Source organism: Pseudomonas sp. CH61 (assembly GCF_059429415.1).
This window is the reverse complement of sequence record NZ_CM182098.1, coordinates 2,367,761-2,383,546: the sequence shown is the minus strand read 5'-3', so window position 1 is coordinate 2,383,546 and position 15,786 is coordinate 2,367,761. Positions and strand designations below refer to the sequence as shown.

The window sequence follows — 15,786 nt, the reverse complement described above, 5'->3', positions numbered from 1 at the left end:
ACATTCTCTGGCAAAACCTCGCGGGCACTCTGCCGGTATTTCAAGCAGGGGGATTGGCATGAAGGTCATAAACAAAAAACCGGGCGTCGCGCAGCACAACGGCAATCGACCACTGATTCTCAGCCAGCGCACCGCCGCGCTCGGCCCGGACACACCGGTGGTCTTTCAGGAATCGTGCCTGGGGGTTTCCATTGATCAGGGTACGGTGGTTCTGCGCCGTTACTTCGAGCATTTCAGCCCGACCAATGCGCACTGGGTGGAATACGTGCACAGCGTCAACACCGCCGATCTCATGAACTGGATCATGGCCCATGGCCGATTGCACATCGAATGCTCGGACAACCTGGCGCAAAACAAGGAAGCCGTTTGATGTCGCGTATTCGTTCGCTGTCGCTGTCAATTGTCGCCACGCTGAGCCTGGCGGCGTGCAGCAACAAAACGCCGGAACACACAGGCTTTCTGCATGACTACAGCGTGTTGACCGAGCGCCAGTCGCCGTCCGGGCAGCCCGTGTTGGCGTGGGTCAGCCCGGCCCTCGCCCGGGGTCGATACACCCAGGTTTATCTGGCGCCGAGTCAGTTCTACCCGAGTGCCGAGCCGACGCAACGGATTCCGCTGAGCACCCTGTCCGGCGTCACTGACTATTACGACGCGGCGCTGCGGCGGGAATTGAGCAAAGTGATGCATCTGGTCAATCAACCCGGGCCGAACACCCTGATAGTGCGCCCCGCTATCACCCAAGTGGCGACCAGCACTCAGGGTTTGCGCTTTTATGAGTGGCTGCCGGTCACCCTCGTCGCTGCCGGTGTCAGTACGGTGACCGGCATCCGTGATCAGGACAGCAAGGTTGCCACCGAGGTGTCGTTCGAGGACGGTTCGACCGGCGAAGTGATTGCCGAAGTGGTGCGCAAAGGCACCGGTGTGCCGCTGGAGAACGACAAGCAGGTGCTGACTGCCGATGACGTCAAGGTGGTGCTGGATGGCTGGGCCAGTGACCTCGGCAAATCCTACGCCAGCCTTCGCCGGTAGCGGCATTCCCCTGTAGGAGCTGCCGAAGGCTGCGATCTTGTTGGGACGCGGAGCGTCCCCGGCTGCATTCCCACGCAGAGCGTGTGAACGATCAAGCAAGATCAAAAGATCGCAGCCTCCGGCAGCTCCTGCACAGGTGCGCCAGGAAAAAAAGCAGCGAGCAGTGAATTATTTCGTGTCCTCATGTATCTGAGCCAAAGAGTACGCGCCATCAAATAGATGGCATCTACGCGGCACGATGGATCAGCAAAGAGAAGACCCGGATGAAATCACGCAAGAAAACCGTCAAGCCGATTGGCCTGAAAGACATCACCATTGTCGACGACGCCAAGATGCGCAAGGCGATCACCGCCGCCGCACTGGGCAATGCCATGGAATGGTTCGACTTTGGTGTCTACGGCTTTGTCGCCTATGTGCTCGGCAAAGTGTTCTTCCCCGGCGCCGACCCGGGCACGCAGATGATTGCCGCGCTCGCGACGTTCTCGGTGCCCTTCCTGATCCGGCCGCTGGGCGGCTTGTTCTTCGGCGCATTGGGCGACAAGTACGGACGACAGAAAGTCCTCGCCGCGACCATCGTGATCATGTCGCTGAGCACCTTCGCCATTGGCCTGATTCCGTCCTATGCCTCGATCGGCATCTGGGCGCCGATCCTGCTGTTGCTGGCGAAAATGGCCCAGGGTTTCTCGGTCGGTGGCGAATACACCGGTGCGTCGATCTTCGTCGCTGAATATGCGCCAGACCGCAAACGCGGCTTCCTCGGCAGTTGGCTGGATTTCGGCTCGATTGCCGGTTTCGTCCTCGGTGCCGGTGTGGTGGTGTTGATCTCGACGACGCTGGGCGAGGCGAAGTTCGAGGAATGGGGCTGGCGTCTGCCGTTCTTCCTCGCCTTGCCACTGGGCATGATCGGCCTTTATCTGCGTCACGCCCTGGAGGAAACCCCTGCCTTCCAACAGCACGTTGAAAAGCTTGAGCAAGGCGATCGCGAAGGCCTCGCCGGTGGCCCGAAAGTCTCGTTCAAGGAGGTCGCGACCAAACACTGGCGCAGCCTGATGACCTGCATCGGCGTGGTCGCGGTAACCAACGTCACGTATTACATGCTGCTCACCTACATGCCGAGCTACCTGTCGCACAACCTGCATTACAGCGAAAACCGTGGCGTGCTGATCATCATCGCGATCATGGTCGGCATGCTCTTCGTGCAGCCGGCAATCGGTTTCATCAGCGACAAGATCGGCCGCAAGCCTTTCATCGTGGTTGGCAGCATCGGTTTGTTCATTCTGGCGATCCCGGCCTTCATGTTGATCAACAGCGGCAAGATCGGTTTGATCTTCGCCGGCCTGCTGATGCTGGCCGTGTTGCTGAACTTCTTTATCGGCGTCATGGCCTCGACGCTGCCGGCGATGTTCCCCACGCACATTCGCTACAGCGCGCTGGCGGCGGCTTTCAACGTCTCGGTATTGATTGCCGGCCTGACCCCGACCGTGGTCGCCTGGCTGGTCGAAAGCACCAACGATCTGTACATGCCGGCGTATTACCTGATGGTCATCGCCGTGGTCGGTCTGGTCACCGGTGTGACCATGAAGGAAACCGCCAACAAGCCGTTGCGTGGCGCAGCGCCGGCCGCTTCTGATCTTGAAGAGGCCAAGGAATTGCTGCAAGAACACCACGACAACATCGAGCAGAAAATCGAAGACATCGACGCTGAAATCGCTGCGCTGGAAGCCAAGCGCAAGGAGCTGGTGCAGCAGCATCCGCGAATTAACTAAGTCACATCATTCATTCGAATCGCCCGGTCAGCCAAATCGGCTGACTGCGGCATCGATGAACTGACGAACTTTCGCGGTCTTCTGCCGATGCGCGGTGTACAGCAAATGCATCGCTCTGCTCGGCGCCTCAAAGCCCTCCAACAACCTCACCAATTCCCCCCTGCGCAATGCCGGCTCAAGAAAATCGGCAGGCCCCAGCACAATCCCGAACCCATCAATCGCCGCTGACAACAGCGCCTTGCTCTCGTTGACGTGCAAGCGACTGCGCACCGGCACACGCTCGACTTGGGCGCCGTTGAAAAACGACCACTCGTGGTCGGCGGGCCGTGACCAGTAGGCATACCCCAAGCACTCATGCTGTTGCAGATCGGCGGGCACTTGCGGCGTGCCGTGTTCGGCCAGATAACGTGGCGCCGCACAAACGATCAAGCGATACGCAGCCAACGGTCTGGCGGTCAGACTGGCCGTCGCCAGCGGGCCGATCCGAAAAGCCACCTCAAACCCCTCCTCCACCAGATCCACGGCACGGTCGGTCAAGTGCAGGTCGATTTCCACCTCCGGGTACTCGCGCAAAAACGCAGTCACGAACGGCATCAGACTGTAAGAGCCAAAGCTCACCGGCGCGCTGATCCTGAGCTTGCCGCGCGGCGTGTCGTTCATGATCTGCGCCAGCGAATCAGCGGCTTCTGCCTCAGTGACGATGTGCTTGCAGCGCTCGTAATAGGCCTGGCCCAGCTCGGTCAGGCTTTGCCGGCGCGTGGTGCGATTGAGTAACCGGGCACCGAGCCGTTGCTCAAGGGCGGTTACGTGTTTGGCGACCATTTGCGCCGACATGTCGAGGCGTTGCGCGGCACTGGCGTACGAGCCGGCTTCGGCCGCCATCACGAAAGCCGCCATGCTGGTCAGCCGATCCATTCGAAACTCCTGTTAGCGAAAGTAAGTAACAGAGTGCAATTTATCTGCATCTGGTCAGCAATCATCATAGTGGCTCCCCACCTGACAGAGGAACACACCATGCGCATTGGAATCGTTGGAGCCGGCTTCATCGGGCGCGCCGTCGCGCAAATCGCCCTCGCCGCCGGGCACGAAGTGCTGCTCAGTAACTCCCGCGGCCCGCAGACCATGAGCAGCGTGCTCGCCGGCATCACCGGTTGCCAGATCGGCACGGCCGAACAGGCCACGCAGTTTGCCGACGTGGTGTTGCTGGCCATCCCCTACGCACACATCCCGAGCCTGCCGCCGGCGTGGTTCGAGGGCAAAACCGTCCTCGATGCCAACAACTATTACCCCGATCGCGATGGCCACATCGCCGCATTCGACACCTTCCAGACCACCACCAGCCGTTTGCTTGCCGAGCATTTGCGCGGCGCCACGGTGGTCAAGGTATTCAATGCCATCCTCGCCGCAGACCTGCTCACCGATACCCGGCCGCACGGCTCCAGCGAGCGGCGCGCCCTGCCCGTCGCCGCAGATGACGCTGACGCCAAGGCGTTGGTCGTGGGTTTGCTGGACGAACTTGGCTTCGATGCGGTCGACGCCGGAAGCCTCGATGACAGTTGGCGATTCGAGCGGGCGAAACCGGCTTACTGCGCGCCGCTGGACAAGTCCGGGCTGGAGATCGCCTTGGCTGCTGCCGAGCGCGAGGTCGAATTACCCTTGGGCAGTTGGCGGCGCTGATAACACCTGAACGCTGCTCAGCCAGTCGTGCTCTGGGTGCAACAGCGTCAGATGCCGAATTAGCCACGCGCGCTCCGGCGCAGACAAATCAGGCCAGACCGTCGTGAAGTCGCTGCGGTCTTTGGGGCGCGTGTGCTTGGCTTTGAACAAGAGAACGGCGGCAGGTCGCAGATACGGGATGCCGCCCGTGCTTTGCAGAACCATTTCCGCGCGTGGACCGGTAATCGACGGATCGCGTTTATAGGCCCAGGTTTGCGGGGTGCCCGGCTCGATCATCACGTCCACGCGCCAGGCCGGTGCGGCGCGGTCGTAAGCCCATATCTGAAAAACGTCTTCGGCGGGCAGGCAAGTCGCTGACAGAAACTGGAACGTACCGTCCTTTACTGCATAGAAATCGAGATCACCGAGTGCCTGGCGAAAACAGGCGAAATCGGCCCGAAGCACCGTGAATTCCAGGTCACTGTGCGCGCGGGTTTGCCGACCGAGCCAAAGGTCCAGCGCCCAGCCACCGACCACACACCATGGGCGGTCTACCGAACGCAGTCGCCGCGCCAACTCATCGGGTGTCCAGGCTTGCCATTGCTTTTGGTCGGGCACCACCGGATGGGCTGTTGTCATGTCTGGGGCTCGTAGATTAATCGAAGGGCTTCGTAACGGCGCCATTCGACCTGCTTTCACCACCCGACTCAACATTTTTATCAGCTAGCCTTGAATCCGATCGCACGTGACTCAAGGCGCATTGACCACCACATACGTCACATCACTGCCCTGATACTGCGGCTGGTACCAGGTCGAACCGCACTGCATGTAGGCGACGTTGTACTGAATCACCTGCACACAAGTGCTGGGCATTTGCGCCGGGGTAAAGATCGAGCCCACCACCGCCGCCGTGACCGCGACGGTTGCCGTGACCGCCGCTGCGGCCGCCAGCGGATGGTAGTGATCGTCGTAGCCATAGCGGCCATGGCCGTCGACATCAATATCGACATCGCGACTGTTATCGATGTTGACATTACGGTTGACGTTGCGATTGCTGTTATTGACGTTCGTGCGGTTGCCGACATTGTTGCCGGCATTGACCCGATTGCCCGAATTGACCCGATTGCCGGCACTGACATTGTTGGTGCGCTGCGGCGCATTGATGCGCTGCGCCCGTTGCGCGTTCGGCGCTGGGGCGCGGTTGACGTTGGCGCGGGCATGTCCCTGAGCGCGTTGCCCCCGGGCGCCGGCTTCGGCGACATAACCGGCGGTGAGCAGCGTGGCGACGGCCAGCGATAACAACAGACTCCACATCATCGACTTGTTCATGTCACTGCCCTCCCTGATCGCTGGCTTTTTTAAACGCAATCGCCACATCGCCTTTGCCCGGTTTGAAGGTGAACTGCGTGTCCGGAATGGTCGGCTTGAGGTTCCACTGATACACCGCGCTGTACTCGGGAAAGCTCTTCTCGTCGGTGGTGGTAATCACCAGTTTGCACGGCAAAGGTTTGTCGGAACGGGTCAGCCACAATTGCCAGTCGATGCCTTCCTGACGAAACGCCAGATGGTCGCAGAGCTGGCCCTTGATGACCGATGGACCCACGTACAGCGCGGCTTTCAAGGCATCGATCTGCGCCTGATCACTGCCGAACAGAAACAGGTCCTCCATCGGTACCTGCACACCGTAGAAGTTCTCGACCTTGTGCAGGGTTTCCGCGACGGTGGCCGGGGCGTCGACGGTGGTGTAGTACTTCAGGTACGGCGAATACTGGGTGAGTTTTTTACCGTTATAGAAAAACTCGCGGGTGCGCACATCGCCTTCGCTTTTCGCATACAGGCGATCCTGGCCGAGCACTTTCAGGGTATTGGCGGACTCGGTCTTGATCTTCTGCCCGGACTCCAGAACCGTGTCGCGCGAGACTTGGGCATCGACCTGGAATTTCGGCAGGCTGCGCAAGTAGTTGCCCATGTCGATGAGCTTGTCGACCACTTGCGGGTTGATCAATGGCGCGTCGTCCGTGGCCTCGGCAGTGGGCGCAGCCGGCGGGTCTTCGGCGCGGGCTCCCGGCGCGAGAACCAGTGTGAACATCAGGCAGACAATACTGGCTGGGGCTTTCATCGGTTCCGCTCCTGTCCCTGGGTGGGCGTTGCGCCCGAAGGGCGACTGATTGACCAGCCTAGACCTCAGTCCGGGGGTACGCCAATGCATCAGCGAGAGGGGGTGAATGTCACGGCAGATGTTCTTTGCGCTGGCTCTCCAGAAGCTCGGTGACATCGGCCGGTTGATACACCCAACCGATGAACAATTCATAGCCAACCGCCAGAATCACCGGCCCGGTAAACAAACCGATAATGCCGCTGGTGACCATGCCGCCCAGTGCGCCAATCAGCACCACCGGCATCGGCACCGCGACGCCGCGCCCCAGCAACATCGGCTTGAGCACGTTGTCGGCAAGCCCGGCAATCGCCATCCACACCGCAAAGATAATCGTGCCGGCGCTGACCCCGTCCACGGCGAAGACATAAATCACGATGGGCAGCGTGATCAGCAACACCGGCAATTGGGTGATGCCCAGCAGCAACACCATCAAGGCGAGAACACCGGCCGCTGGTACGCCCATGACCACCAGCGCCACGCCGACCAGCAGCATCTGAATAAACGCGATGCCAACCACGCCCTGCGCCACGGCGCGGATGGTTGCCGTGCACAGTTCGGCAATCTGCGGGCCGCGCACCGGCCCGGAAATGCGTGTGGTGACAGCCACCGCTGTGCGGTGGCCGCGCTCGCCGTGATGCATGATCAGCCCGGCGACGATCAAGGCAACCACGAACACCACAATGCCCGCTCCGACACCGGCGGCTTGATGCAACACCACTTTGCTCCAGTCCTTGAGGTGTGGCGCCAGTTCCTGAAACACCCAGCTCAGATCCTGTGACGCATGCGTCCAGATGCCGTACAGCGGCGCGCCAATCAGCGGCCAGCCTTCCACACTGGCCGGGGGCGGCGGAATTTCGAACTGCCCGGCCTCGAACGTGTGCATGCTGCCCTTGATCGAATCGGCGATCGACGCGCCCAACAGACTTAACGGCAGCATCAGAATCACCAGGCCCAGCAGCACCAGAATGATTGCCGCCCAGCCGTAGCGATTGCCGAGTTTCGCGCCCAGCAGCTGATTCAGCGGATACAGCGTGACGGCCAGGATCAACGCCCAGAGCATGACATTGAGAAACGGATGGAAAATGTCGTAGCAGAACAGCACCAGAACGGTGATCAGCCCCGCTCGAATGAGCACATCCAGCAGCGCTCTGGAACTTTGAAACGCTATCAGCGGTTTGTCTTCCATGTCGGCTCTCCTGATTGGGCCAGCGTTGAACCGCTGTGAGCCTAGTTCACCTCTGGCACATCGTCTCGACGGTTGCCCGACACGAGTCGCGCTTGATGGCGGCGATCAGCGCTCCAGCATGCCGTGACACAACAGATTCAAGACCCCGCGCATGTGCAAGGCATGCGCGGTGCGGTCCGGGACTTCCTGCGTCGCCAGACGAATGAACGCCATGTTCGCGTATTGGTTGAACAGCGTCGCCACCACGTCAAGATCGATCGATTCGCGCACTTTGCCCGTCTGCTGGAAATGCAGGAGCAGCGCTTTGGTCTCTTCGATCACGGCGGCATTCCACGGACTCATCGCCTCGGCCAGTTCGCCGGTCAACAGAAACGGCGCCAGTTCCCGCCACAACGAAGCCGGCATCGCCTGTAGCTGGTAATCGGTCATCAGCCCTTCGAACTCGCACAGCGCCTCCAGGGGATCGCTGTTCTCGTCCAGATTCGCCCGCGCCTCGCGCATGGCTTGCTCGTCGGGTTGCTTGAGCAGGGCCAGCAGAATCTCCTGCTTGCCGCCGAAATAATTCACCACGGTCGGTGCGGAAACGCCGGCCTGCACGGCGATCTGGTCCAGCGTGGTGGCCGCAAAGCCGTTGCGCTTGAACAACTCGAGCGCCGCTTCGGCAATCACCTGCCGGCGCTGTTCCTTCTGCCGTTCTCTGAGTCCGCTCATGTTGCCTCTGATGATCCTTGCCAATGGCCCTCAGCCTACGGAGATCTTTTTTCACCGACAAACATTTTCTTTACAAAAATATTTTTAGATGACAAAACTTTCTCCGTGCAGCGCTGCAACGAACTCACTCACTTACCCTTTGCTCTGGAGATCCGCCATGTCCGCCGAATTCGATTCGACCCGCAGTACCCGCGATTACCAAGCCTCTGACGCTGCTCACCACATCCACGCGTTCGTCGATCAGAAGGCCCTCAACGAGGAAGGCCCGCGGGTGATGGTCAGCGGCGATCGGCTGGCGTTGTGGGACAACGACGGCAAGCGTTACCTGGACGGCATGTCCGGCCTGTGGTGCACCAACCTCGGTTACGGGCGCAAGGATCTCGCCGCCGCTGCGACCGCGCAGCTGGAACAACTGCCCTACTACAACATGTTCTTCCACACCACTCACCCGGCGGTGATCGAGCTGTCCGAGCTGCTCTTCAGCCTGCTGCCCAAGCATTACAGCCACGCGATCTACACCAACTCCGGCTCCGAAGCCAACGAAGTGCTGATCCGCACCGTACGCAAGTTCTGGCAGGTGATGGGCAAGCCCGAGAAGAAAATCATGATCGGCCGCTGGAACGGCTACCACGGCTCGACCCTCGCCGCGACGGCGCTGGGCGGGATGAAGTTCATGCACGAGATGGGCGGCACCATTCCTGATGTGGCGCATATCGATGAACCGTACTGGTTCGCCCACGAAGGTAATCTCAGCCCGGAAGAATTTGGCCTGCAAGCCGCGCGGCAACTGGAAGACAAGATTCTCGAACTGGGCGCCGACAAGGTCGCCGCATTTGTCGCCGAACCGTTTCAGGGTGCGGGTGGGATGATCATTCCGCCGGTGACGTACTGGCCGGAAATTCAGCGTATCTGCCGTAAGTACGATGTGTTGCTGTGTGCTGACGAAGTGATTGGCGGGTTTGGCCGTACCGGCGAATGGTTTGCGCATCAGACGTTCGGGTTTGAGCCGGACACGTTGTCGATCGCCAAAGGCCTGACCTCCGGCTACATCCCCATGGGCGGTTTGATTCTGTCGCGGCGCATGGCCGAGGCGCTGGTGGAAAAAGGCGGCGTGTTTGCCCACGGCCTGACCTATTCAGGGCACCCGGTGGCGGCTGCCGTGGCGATTGCCAACCTCAAGGCCTTGCGTGATGAAGGCGTGGTCACTCGGGTGAAATCCGATACCGGACCATATCTGCAAAACTGCCTGCGCGAGGTGTTCGGCAATCACCCGTTGGTGGGTGAGATTCAGGGCGTTGGTCTGGTGGCGGCGTTGCAGTTTGCTGAAGACAAGGCCAGCCGCAAGCGCTTTGCCAATGAAAATGATATCGCCTGGCGTTGCCGCACGATTGGCTTTGAGGAAGGACTGATCATTCGTTCGACATTGGGGCGGATGATCATGGCGCCGGCGCTGGTGGCCACGCGTGCGGAGCTGGATGAGCTGATCGACAGGACGCGGATTGCGGTGGATCGGACGGCGCGGGAGTACGGCGTTTTGTGATCGGCTCAAGTGATGGGTTGGCCGGGCTGACGCTTTCGCGAGCAGGCTCGCTCCCACATTTGGAATGCATTCCACTTTGGCAGCCTGGATGCCTGTTTGAAATGCGATCCTGTGGGAGCGAGCCTGCTCGCGAAGGGGCCGGCCGGAGAGAAACTCGGTGGGAGATCAATCCCGTCGATTACTCCGCACGCCGCTTGGTGTTAAATAGGCGCCAGTCTTAAACCTTGTCGCGTAAAGCTGTGCAACGAGAACCGATATGAACACCCATTCCAGGAAAAACACCCAAATTCAAACAGCGGTGAGCGCATGATCGAAGTCACCGAAGTTTCCATTGCCCAACTGCGCGCCGCGCTCGAGTCCGGCCAGACCACTGCGGTCGAACTGGTGCAGGCATATCTCGCACGCATCGATGCCTACGATGGCGCCGACACCCCAACGGCGCTGAATGCCGTGGTCGTGCGCAACCCTGAAGCGTTGAACGAGGCTCTCGCATCGGATGCCCGCCGCGCCCAAGGCGAAACCCTTGGCCCGCTCGATGGCATTCCCTACACCGCCAAAGACAGCTATCTGGTCAAGGGCCTCACCGCCGCGTCCGGCAGCCCGGCCTTCGCTGATCTGGTCGCCTATCGCGATGCCTTCACCATCGAACGCCTGCGCGCGGCCGGGGCAATTTGCCTGGGCAAAACCAACATGCCGCCGATGGCCAATGGCGGCATGCAGCGCGGCGTCTACGGTCGCGCTGAAAGCCCTTACAACGCCGATTACCTGACTGCGCCGTTTGCCTCCGGCTCGTCGAACGGTGCCGGTACCGCCACGGCCGCGAGTTTCGCTGCGTTCGGTCTGGCTGAAGAAACCTGGTCGAGCGGGCGTGGCCCGGCGTCGAACAATGGTTTGTGCGCCTACACGCCGTCGCGCGGGGTGATCTCGGTGCGCGGCAACTGGCCGTTGACGCCGACCATGGACGTGGTCGTGCCTTACGCGCGGACCATGGCTGACCTGCTCGAAGTCCTCGACATCGTCGTCGCCGAAGACCCGGACACCCGTGGCGACCTCTGGCGCCTGCAACCGTGGGTGCCGATTCCGAGCGTCAACGAAGTGCGCCCCGTCGCTTACGCCGATCTGGCCGCCGACGCCAAAGCGCTGGCCGGCAAACGGTTTGCCGTGCCGCGCATGTTCATCAATGCCGACCCTGAAGCCGGCACCAGCGCAGCACCGGGCATCGGTGGCCCGACCGGCCAGCGCATCAATACCCGCGCTTCGGTAATCGACTTGTGGAAGCAGGCGCGCCAGGCCCTCGAAGCGGCCGGTGCCGAAGTCGTCGAAACCGATTTCCCGCTGGTCTCCAACTGCGAAGGCGATCGTCCCGGTGCGCCAACCGTATTCACCCGTGGTCTGGTCTCGAAAGAGTTCCTTCACCATGAGCTGTGGGACCTGACTGCGTGGGCGTTCGACGACTTCCTGCAAGCCAACGGCGACCCGAAACTCAATCGTTTGGTCGACGTCGACGGGCCGAAAATCTTCCCGCACGAACCGGGCACGCTGCCTAACCGTGAGGGCGATCTGGTTGCGGGCATGGATGAATACGTGCGCATGGCTGAACGCGGCATCACGCCGTGGAATGAAATCTCTACCGTACCCGACGGCCTGCGCGGTCTCGAGCAGACTCGACGTATTGATCTTGAGGAGTGGATGGACAAGCTGGGCCTCGACGCCGTGCTGTTCCCGACCGTCGCCGATGTCGGCCCGGTGGACGCCGATGTCAATCCTGAGTCAGCCGACATCGCCTGGAGCAACGGCATCTGGGTGGCCAACGGCAACCTCGCGATCCGTCACCTCGGCGTGCCGACCGTCACCGTGCCGATGGGCGTGATGGCCGACATCGGCATGCCGGTCGGCCTGACCTTCGCCGGCCGCGCCTACGACGACTCGAACCTGCTGCGTTTCGCCGCTGCGTTTGAATCGACCGGCAGCAAACGCCAGATCCCGCCGCGTACGCCGCCACTGTCGTAACGCGATCAAAACTGTAGGAGTGAGCCTGCTCGCGATGTGGTGTGTCAGCCAGAATAAACTTGACGGACACACCGCCATCGCTGGCAAGCCAGCTCCCACAGGTTTCAGCTCCGCCACAAAATCCCCATTCAACCCAAATCCCTGTAGGAGTGAGCCTGCTCGCGATAGCGGTCTGTCAGTTAAATTTATCGAGACTGACACACCGCTATCGCGAGCAGGCTCACTCCTACAGGGGGTTGTGTGATGCCGTTCATTCAGCACATCCGCTCAATCCCCGGCGCTGAAATCCCTCGATCATCCAGGCCACCTTCATTGCCGCTGGCCACCGACCATGATCGACCGCGCCCCTTTGCGTCTCACCCTCCTCGCGCTGCTCTGCGGTCTGAACCCAACCGCCCACGCCAGCGGTTTTTTCGACGACGCCAAAAGCGAAATCCTCAGCCGCAACTTCTTCCTCAGCAACGACTACCGCTCTCCCTCACCGTCCGGCAAAAACTACAAACAGGAATGGGCTCAGGGCTTTATCGGCACCTTCTCATCTGGTTTCACAGCGGGAACAGTCGGTTTCGGCATTGACGCCCACGCCTTCACCGGGCTGAAACTGGACGGAGGTCGGGGCCATTCCGGCACCGGTCTACTGCCAGTCGACAGCGACGGTCGCAGCGAAAACGATTACTCCAGCGCCGGCGGCGCGCTCAAGCTGAAAGCCTCGCGCACCACCCTCGCCTTCGGCGAAATGACCGTGGAAACCCCGGTGTTCGACACCTCCGACAAACGCCTGCAACCGGAGTACGCCACAGGTTTTCTGCTCAACAGCGCCGAGTTCGATCACCTCAATCTGGTAGCAGGGCATTTCACCGCGTTCAAGAATCAGGACAGCTCATCCGGCAAAGGCGACTTCTACGGTTACGGCGCCAATACCGAGGCCGGTGGAATCAGTTTTCTCGGCGCCGACCTGTTCGCTGACACCCCGATTGGCGGCGCGTTGTACGTGTCTGAACTCAGCGACACCTGGCACCAGTACTACGGCAATCTGCATTTCAAGCAATCCGGCATATTGCTCGACGCCAACCTCTACCACACCCGCGACACCGGCCGCGCACTGGCCGGCGCCATCGACAACAGCGCGTTCAGCCTGTCCGGCAAATACGCCTTCGGCCCCCACGCGGTGATGCTCGGCTGGCAAAGAATCAACGGCGACACGCCGTTTGATTTCGTTGGCGGCGACTCGATCTACCTCGCCAATTCGATCAAATACGCCGACTTCAACGGCGCCAACGAACGTTCCTGGCAGGCGCGCTACGACCTCGACCTCGGCGCCTTCGGCATCCCCGGCCTGACCTTCATGACCCGCTACGTCTCCGGCAGCCACATCGACGGCACCCACGCGCCCAAGGGTGGTGCCTATAACCCGTTCGATCCTGACAGCGATAGTTACCAGCCGCAGCAAGGTGACGGCGGCAAGCACTGGGAACGCGATATCGATTTGAAGTACATCGTGCAATCGGGCGCGGCGAAGGATCTGTCGGTGCAGGTCTCGCATGTTTCACATCGGGCCAATGAGGCACAGGCCGGTGATGACATTGACCGGATTTACGTGGTGATCCAGTACCCGCTGGGTTTCTAACCCACCACCCATCCCGATTTGAAACGCTATCCCTGTAGGAGTGAGCCTGCTCGCGATAGCGTTTTTCCAGCAACATTCATGCTGACTGATACACCGTTATCGCGAGCAGGCTCACTCCCACAGGTTTGAGTTTCAGCCAAACATCCGTGTACGCAACATACCTTTCACAGCTAGCCAAATGCCATCACCTCCCTTATCCTGCGCACCCGCCAAAAAACGCCAAGCCAGGAAGGCATTGATTGACCTTCCCGATTTGTCGTCAATCAACACACGCAGATTCAGGGAAGTACATGTTCCAGTTATTCAAACTAGGCGCCGCGCTTGTGCTTGCCGCGACGCTCAGCGGCTGCATTACCGAAAGCGCCTCGTGGGTCAGCGAGCCGTTGCAACCCAAAGCCAACGAGCCGGTCAGCTACCTCGTCGGCTCGATCGGGCCGCAGTCAGTCAAATTCCCTGCCGCTGACAACCAGCGCATTTTTTTCCGCAAGCGCGGTTCTGAATATGGCGCGGCCGGTATCTGGAAACTGGCCGGTGCCTACTCGACGCCTCAGGACATTCAGGATGGCGTCGGCGCGGCGAGTGTATTCGTACTGCCACTGAAGCCGGGCGACTACGAGTTCTATGACTTCCAGTTCTTTTCCGCCCGATACCAGCCTGGGCTCGGCACTGTTTTCACCTCGGCCGAAGCGCGAGAGAAATTCAACCTGCCGATGCGCCTTGAACCCGGCAAGGCCTATTACATCGGCGAATTTCGCTCGTTCTGCCTGACCGCCGGTTTCTGCGCGTTCCGCTGGAGCGACCAGAACGCCCGTGACGCAGCGATCGCTCAGCGCATGACCCAGGGGCTGCCAACGCTGCAACCGCTGAAACTCGATCTGAAACGCGCCGAACCCTACATCTTTACCGGCCCCACTCCGGGTGTGGCCGTGGACGTCAAACCATGAAAAAAATCATCGCCCTCAGTACCGCCGCGCTGTTAACCGGCTGCACGGCCACCAACACCTTGCCTGAGCGCACCCTCGCCGACGGTCAGGATTATCTGATGCCGATCCACGTCATGGTCGATGACCCGATGAACTCCTCGACCCTGCGCAATCATCTGCGCCAGACCGGGGTGTTCCGTGACGTCCAGACCGGTACCGCCAAAGGTGACGAATACAGCGTGCAGATCAAACTGAACATGCAGCGTGAGTTTCCGCCGTTTCCGCTGGTGATGCTCAGCTGCCTTACCCTGTTCACACTGCCGTTGTCCAAGGAATACAACACTGAGGCGCAGTTCTCCGTGTATCAGGGCGATAAGCGCCTGAAGCAATACAGCTACCGCAACACCACGCAGAAATACACTTGGCTGCTGGATCAGGGCGGCGAACTGGAAGGCCAGAACCTGAGCCGCATTGCCCGCGCGTTTGCCCAGGACGTCCAGCATGATCGTCTGATCCCTGCCGCCGGGGCTGCGCAATGAACCTCAACTTCATCAAACCCGCCGCCCTGCTCTTCGCCCTGCTGACACTGGGCGGTTGCGCCAATACCCTGCAACCGCTCGACTATAAGGCCAGCACCGCCTACGTACCGGTCACACTCGGGCTCGGACCGGCCTACAGCCGAATCGACGAACAGCATCAGCGCGAAACCATCAGTGCCCTGAAAAACACCGGTGCCTTTTCCATGCTCGACGGTGGCTACAGCCGCAACGGCTACAGCCTGTTGATCACCGAACCGCACGACGGCAAGGTCAACTGGCTGGCGCTGGTGAACGTCTTCACCTTGTTCACCTTTCCCATGCCTTATCACTACCAGGACAACCTGCGCGGCTCGGTCTTCAAGGACGGCGAACTGCTCAAGACCTACAACTACTCGCGCGAAGGCTGGAGTGTCATCACCTGGTACGTGCCGATTCCAGCGTTTGAAAACAAGCGGCAGATGCTTGATCAGTTGCTGGTGGAAATGGACAAAGACAAGGTGATTCCGTATCAGCCGTGAGGGGATGAACGCGGATTCAACTGGAACAACGCAAATCCCCTGTGGGAGCGAGCCCTTTATCAGGGACAGACCCCGTTTGCCCCCAGAGAAAAGGGTAAAGATTTATTTAACCAGTGATTTAAA

Annotated in this window: 16 protein-coding genes; 10 read left to right on the top strand and 6 right to left on the bottom strand. The window is 60.4% G+C overall.

Translation table 11 applies throughout. The annotated features are described in order from the left end of the window. Positions 1 to 58 precede the first annotated feature (58 nt). The 3 genes from AC5SEM_RS10650 (at position 59) to proP (ending at position 2,795) form a co-directional block, all read left to right on the top strand. Positions 59 to 370, top strand: coding sequence for a hypothetical protein (locus AC5SEM_RS10650; protein WP_077572959.1), 312 nt, complete (start codon positions 59 to 61; stop codon positions 368 to 370). After that, the gene (locus AC5SEM_RS10645) at positions 370 to 1,029 is read left to right on the top strand and encodes a DUF3313 domain-containing protein (protein ID WP_116030252.1); all 660 of its coding nucleotides are present in this window, start codon (positions 370 to 372) and stop codon (positions 1,027 to 1,029) included. The genes AC5SEM_RS10650 and AC5SEM_RS10645 overlap by 1 nt, the downstream gene beginning before the upstream one ends. Positions 1,030 to 1,292: 263 nt before the next feature. Beyond that, positions 1,293 to 2,795, top strand: a complete 1,503-nt coding sequence (proP, locus tag AC5SEM_RS10640; RefSeq protein ID WP_116030251.1) for a glycine betaine/L-proline transporter ProP — start codon at positions 1,293 to 1,295, stop codon at positions 2,793 to 2,795. A 27-nt stretch (positions 2,796 to 2,822) separates the two neighbouring features. On the opposite strand, the gene AC5SEM_RS10635 is transcribed toward proP, so the two are convergent. Further along, positions 2,823 to 3,710, bottom strand: coding sequence for a LysR family transcriptional regulator (locus tag AC5SEM_RS10635; protein WP_495472906.1), 888 nt, complete (start codon positions 3,708 to 3,710; stop codon positions 2,823 to 2,825). Positions 3,711 to 3,809: 99 nt separating this feature from the next. Here AC5SEM_RS10635 and AC5SEM_RS10630 point away from each other — a divergent pair, with 99 nt between their 5' ends. Next, the gene (locus tag AC5SEM_RS10630) at positions 3,810 to 4,472 is read left to right on the top strand and encodes an NADPH-dependent F420 reductase (protein WP_495472905.1); all 663 of its coding nucleotides are present in this window, start codon (positions 3,810 to 3,812) and stop codon (positions 4,470 to 4,472) included. On the opposite strand, the gene AC5SEM_RS10625 is transcribed toward AC5SEM_RS10630, so the two are convergent. The 5 genes from AC5SEM_RS10625 to AC5SEM_RS10605 form a co-directional block, all read right to left on the bottom strand. After that, positions 4,446 to 5,090 (bottom strand): nucleotidyltransferase domain-containing protein, encoded by a 645-nt coding sequence (locus tag AC5SEM_RS10625; RefSeq protein WP_495472904.1) that lies wholly within the window; start codon positions 5,088 to 5,090, stop codon positions 4,446 to 4,448. The two genes, AC5SEM_RS10630 and AC5SEM_RS10625, sit on opposite strands and share 27 nt — an antisense overlap. A gap of 111 nt (positions 5,091 to 5,201) precedes the next feature. Continuing rightward, positions 5,202 to 5,780 (bottom strand): hypothetical protein, encoded by a 579-nt coding sequence (locus AC5SEM_RS10620; protein ID WP_495472903.1) that lies wholly within the window; start codon positions 5,778 to 5,780, stop codon positions 5,202 to 5,204. A 1-nt stretch (position 5,781) separates the two neighbouring features. After that, complete coding sequence (locus AC5SEM_RS10615; protein ID WP_495472902.1) at positions 5,782 to 6,570, bottom strand: DUF2092 domain-containing protein; 789 nt, start codon at positions 6,568 to 6,570, stop codon at positions 5,782 to 5,784. 109 nt (positions 6,571 to 6,679) lie between these two features. Beyond that, complete coding sequence (locus AC5SEM_RS10610) at positions 6,680 to 7,795, bottom strand: AI-2E family transporter (protein WP_331695735.1); 1,116 nt, start codon at positions 7,793 to 7,795, stop codon at positions 6,680 to 6,682. A gap of 105 nt (positions 7,796 to 7,900) precedes the next feature. Beyond that, positions 7,901 to 8,506: a TetR/AcrR family transcriptional regulator gene (locus tag AC5SEM_RS10605; RefSeq protein ID WP_460110596.1), complete on the bottom strand. Its 606-nt coding sequence runs from the start codon at positions 8,504 to 8,506 to the stop codon at positions 7,901 to 7,903. Between the two features lie 157 nt (positions 8,507 to 8,663). On the opposite strand from AC5SEM_RS10605, the gene AC5SEM_RS10600 reads away from it, so the two are divergent. The 6 genes from AC5SEM_RS10600 (at position 8,664) to AC5SEM_RS10575 (ending at position 15,663) form a co-directional block, all read left to right on the top strand. Beyond that, entirely contained in the window at positions 8,664 to 10,046 is a 1,383-nt protein-coding gene (locus tag AC5SEM_RS10600; RefSeq protein ID WP_495472901.1) for an aspartate aminotransferase family protein, read from the top strand. A 306-nt stretch (positions 10,047 to 10,352) separates the two neighbouring features. Beyond that, positions 10,353 to 12,056 carry an amidase gene (locus AC5SEM_RS10595; protein WP_495472900.1) on the top strand — a complete coding sequence of 568 codons (1,704 nt, stop codon included), beginning with the start codon at positions 10,353 to 10,355 and terminating at the stop codon, positions 12,054 to 12,056. Positions 12,057 to 12,387: 331 nt separating this feature from the next. Continuing rightward, positions 12,388 to 13,683: an OprD family porin gene (locus AC5SEM_RS10590; RefSeq protein WP_495472899.1), complete on the top strand. Its 1,296-nt coding sequence runs from the start codon at positions 12,388 to 12,390 to the stop codon at positions 13,681 to 13,683. Positions 13,684 to 13,973: 290 nt separating this feature from the next. Next, on the top strand, positions 13,974 to 14,627 hold the full coding sequence (locus tag AC5SEM_RS10585) for a hypothetical protein (protein WP_495472898.1): 654 nt from the start codon (positions 13,974 to 13,976) through the stop codon (positions 14,625 to 14,627). Next, on the top strand, positions 14,624 to 15,145 hold the full coding sequence (locus AC5SEM_RS10580; RefSeq protein WP_495472897.1) for a hypothetical protein: 522 nt from the start codon (positions 14,624 to 14,626) through the stop codon (positions 15,143 to 15,145). The genes AC5SEM_RS10585 and AC5SEM_RS10580 overlap by 4 nt, the downstream gene beginning before the upstream one ends. Further along, entirely contained in the window at positions 15,142 to 15,663 is a 522-nt protein-coding gene (locus tag AC5SEM_RS10575) for a hypothetical protein (protein ID WP_495472896.1), read from the top strand. Before AC5SEM_RS10580 ends, AC5SEM_RS10575 begins: the two co-directional genes overlap by 4 nt. The last annotated feature ends 123 nt before the right edge of the window (positions 15,664 to 15,786 follow it).

Excerpts from the sequence above, each read along its gene's own strand:
- AC5SEM_RS10650 (WP_077572959.1), top strand. The coding sequence starts at position 59 with ATGAAGGTCATAAACAAAAAACCGGGCGTCGCGCAGCACAACGGCAAT.
- AC5SEM_RS10645 (WP_116030252.1), top strand. The coding sequence starts at position 370 with ATGTCGCGTATTCGTTCGCTGTCGCTGTCAATTGTCGCCACGCTGAGC.
- proP (WP_116030251.1), top strand. The coding sequence starts at position 1,293 with ATGAAATCACGCAAGAAAACCGTCAAGCCGATTGGCCTGAAAGACATC.
- AC5SEM_RS10635 (WP_495472906.1), bottom strand. The coding sequence starts at position 3,710 with ATGGATCGGCTGACCAGCATGGCGGCTTTCGTGATGGCGGCCGAAGCC.
- AC5SEM_RS10630 (WP_495472905.1), top strand. The coding sequence starts at position 3,810 with ATGCGCATTGGAATCGTTGGAGCCGGCTTCATCGGGCGCGCCGTCGCG.
- AC5SEM_RS10625 (WP_495472904.1), bottom strand. The coding sequence starts at position 5,090 with ATGACAACAGCCCATCCGGTGGTGCCCGACCAAAAGCAATGGCAAGCC.
- AC5SEM_RS10620 (WP_495472903.1), bottom strand. The coding sequence starts at position 5,780 with ATGAACAAGTCGATGATGTGGAGTCTGTTGTTATCGCTGGCCGTCGCC.
- AC5SEM_RS10615 (WP_495472902.1), bottom strand. The coding sequence starts at position 6,570 with ATGAAAGCCCCAGCCAGTATTGTCTGCCTGATGTTCACACTGGTTCTC.
- AC5SEM_RS10610 (WP_331695735.1), bottom strand. The coding sequence starts at position 7,795 with ATGGAAGACAAACCGCTGATAGCGTTTCAAAGTTCCAGAGCGCTGCTG.
- AC5SEM_RS10605 (WP_460110596.1), bottom strand. The coding sequence starts at position 8,506 with ATGAGCGGACTCAGAGAACGGCAGAAGGAACAGCGCCGGCAGGTGATT.
- AC5SEM_RS10600 (WP_495472901.1), top strand. The coding sequence starts at position 8,664 with ATGTCCGCCGAATTCGATTCGACCCGCAGTACCCGCGATTACCAAGCC.
- AC5SEM_RS10595 (WP_495472900.1), top strand. The coding sequence starts at position 10,353 with ATGATCGAAGTCACCGAAGTTTCCATTGCCCAACTGCGCGCCGCGCTC.
- AC5SEM_RS10590 (WP_495472899.1), top strand. The coding sequence starts at position 12,388 with ATGATCGACCGCGCCCCTTTGCGTCTCACCCTCCTCGCGCTGCTCTGC.
- AC5SEM_RS10585 (WP_495472898.1), top strand. The coding sequence starts at position 13,974 with ATGTTCCAGTTATTCAAACTAGGCGCCGCGCTTGTGCTTGCCGCGACG.
- AC5SEM_RS10580 (WP_495472897.1), top strand. The coding sequence starts at position 14,624 with ATGAAAAAAATCATCGCCCTCAGTACCGCCGCGCTGTTAACCGGCTGC.
- AC5SEM_RS10575 (WP_495472896.1), top strand. The coding sequence starts at position 15,142 with ATGAACCTCAACTTCATCAAACCCGCCGCCCTGCTCTTCGCCCTGCTG.